General features: G+C 47.5%; 8 protein-coding genes and 1 pseudogene. 4 read left to right on the top strand and 5 right to left on the bottom strand.

The genetic code is table 11. From position 1 onward, the window contains the following. The first annotated feature begins 370 nt into the window (after nucleotides 1-370). Nucleotides 371-1930 carry a DEAD/DEAH box helicase gene (locus tag L3V27_RS01210; RefSeq protein WP_237310785.1) on the top strand — a complete coding sequence of 520 codons (1560 nt, stop codon included), beginning with the start codon at nucleotides 371-373 and terminating at the stop codon, nucleotides 1928-1930. A gap of 104 nt (nucleotides 1931-2034) precedes the next feature. Here L3V27_RS01210 and L3V27_RS01205 read toward each other — a convergent pair whose 3' ends face one another. Next, on the bottom strand, nucleotides 2035-4914 hold the full coding sequence (locus L3V27_RS01205; RefSeq protein ID WP_237310783.1) for an amylo-alpha-1,6-glucosidase: 2880 nt from the start codon (nucleotides 4912-4914) through the stop codon (nucleotides 2035-2037). A 220-nt stretch (nucleotides 4915-5134) separates the two neighbouring features. Here L3V27_RS01205 and L3V27_RS01200 point away from each other — a divergent pair, with 220 nt between their 5' ends. Next, nucleotides 5135-6046 carry a LysR family transcriptional regulator gene (locus L3V27_RS01200; protein WP_237310781.1) on the top strand — a complete coding sequence of 304 codons (912 nt, stop codon included), beginning with the start codon at nucleotides 5135-5137 and terminating at the stop codon, nucleotides 6044-6046. Here the strand turns inward: L3V27_RS01200 and L3V27_RS01195 are convergent. Next, entirely contained in the window at nucleotides 5999-6934 is a 936-nt protein-coding gene (locus L3V27_RS01195) for a LysR family transcriptional regulator (RefSeq protein ID WP_237310780.1), read from the bottom strand. The two genes, L3V27_RS01200 and L3V27_RS01195, sit on opposite strands and share 48 nt — an antisense overlap. Nucleotides 6935-7132: 198 nt before the next feature. Between L3V27_RS01195 and grxB the strand changes: the two genes are divergently transcribed. Next, nucleotides 7133-7762 carry a glutaredoxin 2 gene (grxB, locus tag L3V27_RS01190; protein ID WP_025523058.1) on the top strand — a complete coding sequence of 210 codons (630 nt, stop codon included), beginning with the start codon at nucleotides 7133-7135 and terminating at the stop codon, nucleotides 7760-7762. A 10-nt stretch (nucleotides 7763-7772) separates the two neighbouring features. Beyond that, nucleotides 7773-8897 carry an alkene reductase gene (locus L3V27_RS01185; RefSeq protein ID WP_237310778.1) on the top strand — a complete coding sequence of 375 codons (1125 nt, stop codon included), beginning with the start codon at nucleotides 7773-7775 and terminating at the stop codon, nucleotides 8895-8897. An 82-nt stretch (nucleotides 8898-8979) separates the two neighbouring features. On the opposite strand, the pseudogene L3V27_RS23390 reads toward L3V27_RS01185, so the two are convergent. The 3 genes and pseudogenes from L3V27_RS23390 to L3V27_RS01165 form a co-directional block, all read right to left on the bottom strand. Continuing rightward, nucleotides 8980-10037: pseudogene (locus L3V27_RS23390) on the bottom strand (zinc-binding dehydrogenase). Nucleotides 10038-10041: 4 nt separating this feature from the next. Then, on the bottom strand, nucleotides 10042-10554 hold the full coding sequence (locus tag L3V27_RS01170; protein WP_025796094.1) for a 2,4'-dihydroxyacetophenone dioxygenase family protein: 513 nt from the start codon (nucleotides 10552-10554) through the stop codon (nucleotides 10042-10044). A gap of 49 nt (nucleotides 10555-10603) precedes the next feature. Next, nucleotides 10604-11365, bottom strand: a complete 762-nt coding sequence (locus L3V27_RS01165) for an SDR family oxidoreductase (protein ID WP_145472724.1) — start codon at nucleotides 11363-11365, stop codon at nucleotides 10604-10606. Nucleotides 11366-11468: the final 103 nt, after the last annotated feature.

Here is an 11468-nt window from a genome sequence, read left to right as displayed (position 1 = left end):
TCAAATCTGAGACTTGGTAATACTTTACTAACTAATTTCCATTAAAATTGAGTGGCAAAACACTGAATAACATTCAATCATTCTGATTATTTATCAAACAAGCATTTTCAAGCCGATTGAGTGATTAATAATCACCATTTGTCTCGCTGTTTTTTCCGAAAGAACACGTAACACATTCAAACTACAGAATGAATCTACGTCACTTTTCTATGCTCTTTTTTGTTCAAAAAAGAAATGAGATCCAGTTCAAATATTTATCCATAACAGAATTAGTTGAAGCCAGCGCGTAAAAGCCTCAGAATGTCGCACTTTTCGTACCGATTTGTTTTCGGCGCGTTGTTATCTAACTCTACAATTGAGAATCATACATATGGGTTTTACCTCTTTAGGTCTATCTGCTCCAATCCTTAAAGCTATTCAAGAAAAAGGCTACGACACCCCTTCGCCAATTCAGGCAAAAGCAATTCCTGCTATTTTGGAAGGGAAAGACGTAATGGCAGCAGCGCAGACAGGTACAGGTAAAACTGCAGGCTTTACGCTACCGATTCTTGAGCGTTTATCGAACGGCCCGCGCGTTCGTGCTAACCAAGTTCGCGCACTTATCCTAACGCCAACACGTGAGCTTGCAGCTCAGGTGCAAGAAAACGTATTTATGTACGGCCGTCATCTTCCACTAAGCAGTGCGGTTGTTTTTGGTGGTGTGAAGATCAACCCGCAAATGCAGCGTCTTCGCAAAGGTGCGGATGTGTTGGTCGCGACACCAGGCCGCCTAATGGATTTGTACAACCAAAATGCGGTGAAGTTCGACCAACTGGAAGTGCTAGTACTGGACGAAGCAGACCGCATGCTGGATATGGGCTTTATCCACGACATTCGCAAAATCCTAGCCCTGCTACCAAAACAACGTCAGAACCTACTTTTCTCGGCGACTTTCTCGGATGAAATCCGCGACCTTGCGAAAGGCTTGGTGAACAACCCGGTTGAGATTTCCGTTAACCCGGCAAACTCGACAGCGAGAACGGTTGAGCAAAGCATCTACCCAGCAGACGTGAAGAAGAAAGCACCGATGTTGGTTAAATTGATCAAAGACGGCGATTGGAAGCAAGTGCTGGTGTTTACGAAAACGAAACACGGCGCAAACCGTCTGGCGAAGTTCCTTATCGAACAAAACCTACCGGCTGCTGCCATCCACGGCAACAAGAGCCAAGGCGCGCGTACTAAAGCACTGGCGGATTTTAAATCGGGTGAAATTCGTGTGTTGGTCGCGACGGACATTGCTGCGCGCGGTATCGATATTCCTCAATTACCACAAGTGGTGAACTTTGAGCTACCTAAAGTGGCAGAAGACTACGTTCACCGTATTGGTCGTACTGGCCGCGCGGGCGAAGTAGGTAAAGCGATTTCACTTGTATGTGCGCTAGAAGCATCTGAGTTGTTTGCGATTGAACGTTTGATTCAAGAAGTGCTACCACGTAAAGAGTTGGAAGGTTTTGCGCCAACCAATGTGGTACCAGAATCTAAACTGGATACTCGTCCAATCAAACCGAAAAAACCTAAGAAGCCAAAAGCGCCAAATGCTGCGGGTGAAAACGCTCCAGCAACCGAAAAGAAAGCAGGCAATGGTGCAAACAAACCTAAACGTCGCTTCAACAGTGGTAACAACGGCAACAAAAACAGCACCAACCAAGGCGGTGAGGGCAAGCCTAAAGGCAACCGTGAAGGCCAAGGTCGTGCAAACAGGAAACCAGATGACCGTAAACCTAACGGCAACAAGCCAAATGGCAATAAACCGAATGGAAATAAACCAAACGGTAATAAGAGTGGCAACGCTGGTAAACCGTCTGGTAACCGCAAGCCAAACAATGCTAAGCCTACAGGAAACAAACCATCAGGTCAGCGCCGTAAACCTCGTCCGCAGGCGGCAAACTAATCTGTAAACGGCCCCGATAGCAAATACAACAAAGCCGCTGATAATCTCAGCGGCTTTGTCTTTCTTAGAACACAATTTTTAGAACACAGCTTTGTTAAAACAGCCTACATTAAAGGTGTGATTCGAATATCTGCGATTTGCGCTTCGTTCTTTTCACCCTCAATACCACCAGCGTAGATGTAGGTTTCATTCGATGTGAGGTAACTCATATTGAAGTGGTCCTTCAGCGCGATCTGATAGGTTTTCCCCTGCTCCAACGCCACTTCAATTGGCGTTGAGTAACGCATACCTTGGTTTTCACCAATATGGCCCATCTGCAAGTAACCTTGACCAACCACTTTACCTGCATCATCCAATACCTCTAACAATTTCACGGTGTTCGTGATGCCGGTATTAAGTTGTCCTAGGTTATTGTTGTACCAAGCATCGAACTGGTAAGTGCCCGTTACAGGAGCTGTAAACGACTCTGCACCTTTTACGATACCACTGTCTTTGCTCACCGTAACCACTGAGACATTGTCTTTGAGTGGCTGATATTCGCCATCAAGTTTGATGCGGATCTCTTCACCGACACAAACCGGCTGGCTTGGGTTAGAACGGAAGCCTTTATCGTTAATGCTTTCAGCCAAATAACAAGCAAAATCTGTTGGCGTATCGGAATAAGATTGAGCAATCACGTTCTTTTGAATCAGCTCGCCATTGCGATACAAGTTCACGTTGTACTTGCTCGTCACATCAATCGAAACCGAATTATCAACGCTTTTTACTACCAGTTTTGGCTCTTGCGGAGAATAAACGCGACTGTCTTCACTCGCATACGGTTTCACCCCAGAAACTAAAGTAATGCTGCTATCTACATTCACAAGCGCGCCCAGTGTCACGTGGAAATGCCCCTCTTCGTCCATCGTGACATTTTCAACTGGGTAGTAACCTGTTTCATCTTTACTTGCTTCAGGCAAGTCAATCGTTACCGAGTAGTTCTTTCCTTTGAAGGCAAAGTTTTCCAACGTGATTTGTTCAGACTGAGCCAACAAGTTATTGCGCACCCAACTTGTGATAAATGGCTTCACTTCCAACTTACCTGTTTCGGTATGGATGCCAAATAGGGTCTCTACCACCATGTTCAAGTAGCCACCCACAGACCAAAGCTGACGCTGAGAGTTAATCACTGGGCCATCCAAGCTCGGATCTTCGCCATGATCACTATGGATGATGAATGACTTACCAGAAAGCCACTCTAAGTTTTCCATGTTGGATAAATTGGTCGCTGTACCACGAACCAACGATTGAATGGCATTGTTCGCCGCAGCCACGTTTTGTGTTTGATGCGCGGCGCGCAAGCTGTACGCGGTAACAAATGGCCAAATTGCGCGGTTATGGTACACAGGCACATCCGGTTGTTGAGGGAAATAAACCGGCACGCCAAACTCACTGTGTGGGTAATTGGCCATGATTTGTTTCGCCTGCGCATCACTTGCCACGCCACTGATGATCGCAAGTGCTTCGCCCAACATGTCGTATTTGTCGACCGCGATGTCTTTGCCATTATCAAACAAATAGCTTACGTACATACCGCGTTCGGCATTCCAAAACTGCTCGTTGATAGCGGTTTTTAACTGCTCAGCCCAATCGGTGTATTTGACCGCGTTGGTTGAATCGTACTTCTCTGCCAACTTAGCCGCGAGCTGAATCGCGCGGTAGTGAACCACGTTTGTCGATAACGCTTTGCTGCTACCAATCGCATTGACATCGTTTGGCGTCCACGTTGAATACGTTTGCTCACGCCAATCGAGGAATGATTGCTCACCAGTGTATAAACCAGATTTCGCATCAAAAGCCGCCAGGCGATCGGCTTCAAGTGTATTACTGATGGCTTTATATGCGCGCTCAGCAAACTGGTTGTACTCTTCTCCATCCAATGCCGAAAGTAAGCGTTCTGCACCAAGCGCCCAAGTCGTGCGGTCGGTACTGATTGGCCAGCTGCCGCCAGTGCCCGTGTCTTGCACAATCTGCTCGCCATCATATTGCTGATCAGTCGTGTCGCGGAAAGCAGACAATTTAAAGTTAAGACCATTTTGCACGCGAGTTGGATTCATCAAAGCAAGCGAAAGGTCTGCTGCGTACGCCAAATCACGCGTCCACACGTAATGCCATTTCGCGCCCGTCTCAAAAACTTCCGCTTTGATTGGGTTGTTGTAGTTGTAATTGCCATCTTTGATTTCAGAAACAGCAAGCTGGTCTAGCTCTTTCATCGTCAACGCAAACAACGCGTCAAACGCGACATCACCCGACACCACTCGCGGCCCTGTTTGTTCATTAATCACTAAGCCTTGGTCGAGCGCATCACGCAATTCTGTCGTCGTTGAAATACCAAATTCACGCTGCTTGGCTTTTGGGTCTTTCACCGAGAAAATCACGGTATCACTCGAGTCATCGTAATTGGCGAACAGTTTCACTTCTTTACTCTGATGCCCTTCATGCACCATTGCAGGGTCGAGAATCGCATCAGAGTAGTATTTTTCCGCTTCTTCTTGCGTTGCTTTTGTCACAGTCATTGTCGCGCGACTTTCATCGGCAAAGCTCACAGAAAACTTGTAATACCCTTTGTCTTCAAACGTGATCTCAGAGTTACAATCATCGTTCATACACGCTTCATTCGTGTCTGGTTTTGGCAGGTACTCCTGAGCTTTATCGAACGCCGCGGGCTCCTCAAAATAGGTGTATTGGATCTGCCAACCCGGATCAGCAATCTTGAACTGATTGCTGCCTCGAGCGACGCGCAGTACGGTTTCGTACTCGTTATTACCCAAATAGTTTAGCTTGGCATGCTCTGCCGTGCCCCAATCCCCATTTAAACCACGTAAATATAAGTCGGCTGAAATAATTGGTTTGTCGACTGGCACAGGCGCACCAGAGGAATCTGCCCCACATCCAGCAAGACCAATACAAGACGCGACAGCAAGCGCAATAAAACTCGGTTTCATGTTCATCCCTTAGATTGTTGTTTTGGCGACAGTCTAAAGAACACCTTTTTGAGGGGAAAATAGGAAGTCAGGAGCGAGCTATAGATAACATCTATACGTCAAACCCCAACAGTGATGTAGATCTATGAAATGCGCATAATTTCAATCAAATGAGAGTACAGATTTGTGATTTATAAATGAAATTGTGCAAAATACCCCTCGTTCTTAGAGGGGAAAGAAAATGGACAAATCTCTGCAGCAATTTTTACTGGTTGCACGCTGCCAAAGCATCAGCGCTGCGGCAAGAATGGCAGGGTTAAGCCAGCCAACGGTAACAAGCAATTTAAAGAAGCTGGAAGAGAATCTCGGCGTGACGCTGTTTGAACGTCATCCTAATGGCATGGTGTTGACCGAATACGGACGCATCCTCTATCGCCATAGCAACGCGATGCAGCATGAATACAACCAAATGATGCAAAGCATTGATGAACGGAAACAGTACCAAGTCGGAAAAATTAAAATGGGTACTGGCGATGCGTGGTGGCCGCTGTTCGTCAAACAAGCACTCAATGAACATCTGACCAAGCAGCCATCGGCATCTACGCACGTCGAATTTGGCAATCACTTAGGCTTGATGGATTCATTAATCAACGAACAGATTGAATTTTTCATCGGCCACGAGATTGTCGGCTTGTCGTCTAAATGCGATGTTACGTTTATTCCACTATTTCAAACGGTTGATGCCTATTTTGTTTCCCCAAGCCACCCACTTCTAGGGAAAACCGTCACCGAAGAGATGCTGCACGAATACCCCGCTCTTTCGGTCACTTATGACGCTAAGAAATTCGCTCACGTCATCGATAACCCAATCCCGAAACAAAATGAACGCGAAAGGCAGCAACTGGATGACAGACCGACTTACGAAGTGGATTCTCTGCTCGCCAGTATTGATGTACTGAAAGAAAGCGTCGCGGTGATGTCTTATACCCGCCATCTGCAACCGTATTTGGAATCCTTTGGCTTACGATGCTTAACCATGAAAAGCGAACCAAACCCTGGCACCGTTGGGATTTATCGCCACCGCCGAGAAACCTCGGAATCGCATCTAGAGCTGATTGCTGGTATCACTCAGCGCGCTAAATTGCTCAACTAGAAAGTCCAAAAACAGGCGAACTCTTTTCGGTTGATATTGACGGCTTTGATAAATGACATGCAGATCCGCTTCAGCGCCTTGCGAAAAGGCGCTGAAGTTTTTCATATACCCATCCAAAACCGTTACTAAACGTTGTTGTTTTAGGTCTTGCTGAATATCTAAAATCGATTTCAGCGCAATCCCCGCACCGTCCAACGCCCATTGTCGAATCACTTCACCATCATCAGAAAAGCGCTTTGGCGTGACCGTAATCGATTGGTGAGACTCTTCATCTTTAAAGTGCCACGTTTTTAATTCTTCATTGCTGCGCACCATGGCTAAGCAGCGATGAGCCGCGAGATCTTGTGGGCAGTTTGGGACACCTTGCTTCGACAAATAATCAGGTGACGCGCACAGCACACGTTGACTCGACGCCAGCTTGCGCGAAATGAGATTGCTGTCCGCTAACTCGCCGTAACGAATCACTAAATCGAGCCCCGATTCAGCCAAGTTCGATAAATTGTCATTAAGGTAAAGATAAGGCGTGACATCCGGATATTGCTCAGAAAAAGCCGACACCATCGGCGAAATAATTTGTTTGCCAATATCTCGTGGAGCTGAAATTTTCAACGTTCCGCGCACTTGCGAAATACCCGTTTGCAGTAAGTTTTCCGTCTCTTTCACGCTATCAATGATGTTCAGACAAGCTTGATGGTACATTGCCCCTGCGTCCGTGAGTGATACGTGGCGTGTGCTTCGGTTGAGCAGCTTTACGCCATAGCGTTCTTCTATCGCTTGCAGCCTTGCCGTTACCGTCGCCGGAGACAAACCTAACTCCCTTCCCGCCGCTGCCAGACCTTGATGTTTAACGATGCTGACAAACAACGTCATATCCGAAAACTTATCCATCTTCGCGTCCTTATTGTTTGGAAAAACTGAATAATCAATTCAGATATTACCCAATTATCAAATTAAATCGAATCCATATACTGACCCTATCGACATTGTTTAGACCCAGAACGTTATGTGACAGGGCAAAGTTAAACGCCGTAACGCTGTTCAACGCACAACAACACGCCCTGCCCAGCCAAGAGATAGGAAACAAAAATGAAACTGTACATTTATGAACATTGCCCCTTTAGCGCCCGCGTCCGTTTTGTTGCAGGCATGCTGAATATTCAGCTCGACGTCATCAACATTGCTTATGACGACGAGAGCACCACCACAAACATCATCGGCGCAAAACAAGTTCCTCTTTTGATCAAAGACGATGGTGAAGCCATGGCGGAAAGCTTAGACATCATCAACTACTTCCTTGAATTGGCATCTTCCAACGAAAGCAGCCAACCCTCAACACCGGTTTTAGACTGGCAAAAACAAGCGTTTTTACCGCTACAAAAAGTCGGGTATCCGCGTTGGTCAAACATGACATTACCGGAATTTGCAACAGAAACCGCTAAACAAGCATGGCGTGAAAAAAAAGAAACCGAAGCGTTAAATTTTGAAGCTTTGATTAACGATACACCTGCGATTGCGAAAGAAGTCGCCGCTTTGATAGAACAAACCAAACCCTTGCTCAACCTAAGTTCAGAAAAGCAAACATCACTGGTTGATCAGGCCATTATGTTCTCCATTCTACGCGGTTTTTTCAGTGCGCCCGAAGTGCAATGGGATCCAGCCGTACTTCACTGGATGGCAACCGCTCGTAAAGCGACCAACGTGCCAGTACTTATCTGAGGAGCGCAACATGAAACAAAGAACAAATAAGCTGTTTGAACCAGCTCAACTGAAAGCGTTGTCACTACAAAACCGTATTGTCATGGCACCAATGACTCGCGCACGCACCACTCAGCCGGGCAACATCCCGAATGAGATGATGGCAACGTATTATCAACAGCGCGCTTCTGCCGGGCTGATCATTTCCGAAGCCACACAAATTTCGGACGATTCTCAAGGCTACTCGTTCACCCCTGGCGTTTACACCGATGCGCAAGTGGCGGGCTGGCAAGGTGTGACCCAAGCGGTCAAATTACAAGGCGCAGCGATGTTTTGTCAGCTATGGCATGTGGGCAGAGTGTCTCACCCAACATTCCAAAATGGTGAACAGCCTATCGCACCATCTGCGCTCGCTCCGGTAGAGACGCAAGTTTGGATTGCAGATGAACAAGGCAACGGCAATATGGTCGATTGTGTTGAGCCACGCGCCATGACACAAGCGGATATCAACCGAGTTGTCGGTGATTTCGCGAACGCAGCCAAACACGCCATTGAATCGGGTTTTGATGGTGTAGAAATCCACGGCGGGAATGGGTATCTGATAGACCAGTTCTTAAGAACCAATTCAAACCATCGAACAGACAACTACGGCGGTTCACGAGAAAATCGTATCCGTTTTCTTATCGAAGTAGTGGATGCAGTTATCGCCGCTGTTGGTGCGCATCGAGTTGGAGTGAGATTGGCACCATTCATTACGTTTAAAGATATGGACTGCCCAGATATCGTGCCAACGATCTTAGAGGCATCAAAACAGCTACAGGAGCGCGACATTGCCTACTTGCACTTGTCCGAGGCCGATTGGGCCGATGCACCAACGATTCCCGAGACGTTTCGAATCGAACTTAGAAAGCGCTTTCGCAACGCTATCATTGTCGCAGGTCGCTACGATCCTCAACGAGCAAACGAAGTGTTAGAGAAAGGCTACGCGGATCTTGTCGCATTCGGACGACCATTCGTAGCAAACCCAGACTTAGTCTCTCGCTTGCAACATCACCATCCGTTGGCAGAACTCGATGGCTCAACGTTGTTTGGCGGAAACGAACGAGGCTACACCGATTACCCTGCTCTGCAACAGGAATGCACAGAACAGGCCTGATAAAAAAGCCCCAACCTAGCTGCTACGGTTGGGGCTGTCACCAAACTAAACTTGGTTTTGGCTAGCTTAAGTTGGCTAAGAGTTAAATCACTTCTAACGCACCGCTGCGCCAAGGTTCGATAACGACTTTGATGTGATCATTTGGCGTCATTAACTGTCTAAACGCATCTTCCACACCATCGATTCCCACTTTGGCGGTAAGCATTTTCTGCCAAGGCAACTTGTGTTCGGCAATCGCTTGAAGGCATTGCTCAAACTCGTGCGGTTGGTAGTAGTAAGAGAATCTTAAATCCAGCTCTTTTACCGTCGCGTAAGCGTAGTTAATGGTTGCTGGAGTCGTATGAATGCCTGATACAACGATTCGCGCTCGGGCAGGAGCGCGGCGCAGAAAATCGTCAATCAATGTATGCTTGCCAACACACTCATAAATGACCAGACGTGAGTTCATCGCGTACTGCTCACCAACGGCGCTCTCGTCTTCCTTGGTCGGGTTGATCAATCGATTTGCGCCAAACTCGCTGGCAAGTTGCAGCTTCTCTTCCTGAAGATGACCGCAAGAATGTTGCTCACACCTCGTTGTTTCAGTGCAGCAATCACCGCCAGCCCTATAGGGCCGCAACCGACAACCAGCGCTGTATCTTCCGTTTCGATTTCACTGCGATTGACCGCATGCAAACCGACCGCCAGCGGCTCGGTTAACGCTGCCGCTTCAGACGGCATTTCGTCGGGCACTGGCAGTAGGAGCGCTTCATCAAGTAGGAAATACTCAGAGTAAGCGCCGTAAGTACCCGGAGTGACACCAACGCCTGCGCCATTTTGGCTGAGCAACATCGGCACAGATGTGACTCGGCTACCGACAGGCAACGTTTGCTGCGTGTCAGCGCCGTATTCGACAATTTCCGCACAGAACTCATGTCCCAACATAACTTGAGCGTGCTCACCTACTTCATCAGGCATCAATCCAAGCTGGTGGAATACATCAAATACTTCATCGGCGTGTCGAGTAATGTGTAGGTCGGAGCCACAAATCCCACAGGCAAGGCTGCGAACCAACACTTGTCCTGCTGCGGGCTGGGGTATTTCGACTTGCTGCAGGCGGACACAGCCATCCAGCATTACGATACTGTTCATCTGTTGCATGGGGTTACTCCGCTAGCTCATCGCTGAGACCAGCAATCGCACCCGGTTTGATGTAGCGCGCGGTGAAGCCTTGTGCTTTCGCTGTTGCAATAACAACTTGCTCAATCCAACCTGCGTCCATGATGTTGAGAAAGTTACCCTCTTCGTCAAAGTTAATGTTCGCACCTTGGATCACCATAAAGCCATCTGCACCACCCGACTCTTCTGGACAGTGGAAGGTATGAATCGAACCACCTGGCTCATATAAATAGCTACCTGCGGTTTGAACTTGGTCTGGGTATTCAATGTAGTGCCAAGCGCCGCTTAGGGTATAGAAGTGCACCACACCAGTGTGGAAGTGCTTAGGTAGAGTCACGCCCGGTTTGAACTTGGCGCGAATCACCCACGTACCGTTTTCTGGATCAAGAAACAGCGGGTAAACATCAACACCCGGTAGCGCGTCTTTGATGATCGACTCTTCATTCGTATTAAGAGTTAATAGGAAATCTTGATGCTGAATAACTTCTGGTAATGACATAACTTACATCCTCACTATTGCTGTAATTTGGCGTGCTCGCCTATTCCATCTATCCCATGAGTGGGTACTTAAAATTCTCGAAACCGTCAGATGCGCTAATGGTGCAGCCGTTGATACAGTTTGCTTTTTCGCTGACAAGAAACGCTACCACGTTGGCAATCTCTTCTGGTTGCGTGAAGTTTTGGCGCATCTGTTCTTTGCGGATGTGGTTCCACAAGCCGATCTCTTCGTATTGCCTTAACATCGGAGTATCGACGCGTCCCGGAGCGACCGCGCACACACGAATATCCAGAGGCGCTAACTCTAAAGCGGCGCATTTGGTCATCATATCGACTGCGGCTTTACTGACGTTGTAGGTAAACGTCATCTCGGAGGCCATTTGGGCGTAAACGGAAGAGGTATTGAGGATCACGCCCGGTGTCCCTTGCGCTTGGAATTGTCGTCCAGCGGCGAGAATTCCATAGTAAACGCCGTTTTGGTTGACTTTAGAGATAGGCTCAAAGTCGGCGATAGGATCATGTTCAAGCAGAGGTTTCGGTGCGCCGATACCTGCATTGTTGACCATGATGTCAAGTGAGCCAAATTGTTCGACCGCGTACTTCACCATGGCTTCGACTTGTTGGTAATCGGTGACGTCCGCAACAAAGGTTTCCAACTGCTTAGGGCCAAAACTTGCGTACATTTGCAGTGATTGCTCTGAAATATCGACAGCAAGCACTTTGGCTCCTTGCTCTCTTAGCTTTGCAATAATAGCTTGCCCAATTCCACCCGCAGCGCCAGTCACGATGGCAGTTTTATTGATAAGTTCCATACAGCTTCTCATCCATGCGTTGTTGTTATCGAAATGTAACTTAGATCAACTCACTGACACTCACTTGACCTTTTACGAAGTAAATTTGATATATTGCGATTTA

It is taken from the genome of Vibrio sp. J2-3(2022) (assembly GCF_021725735.1).
GTDB classification, from domain to species: Bacteria; Pseudomonadota; Gammaproteobacteria; order Enterobacterales; family Vibrionaceae; genus Vibrio; species Vibrio diabolicus.
Note: the sequence above shows the minus strand (reverse complement) of the source record. Positions and strands in the feature narration are given on the sequence as shown.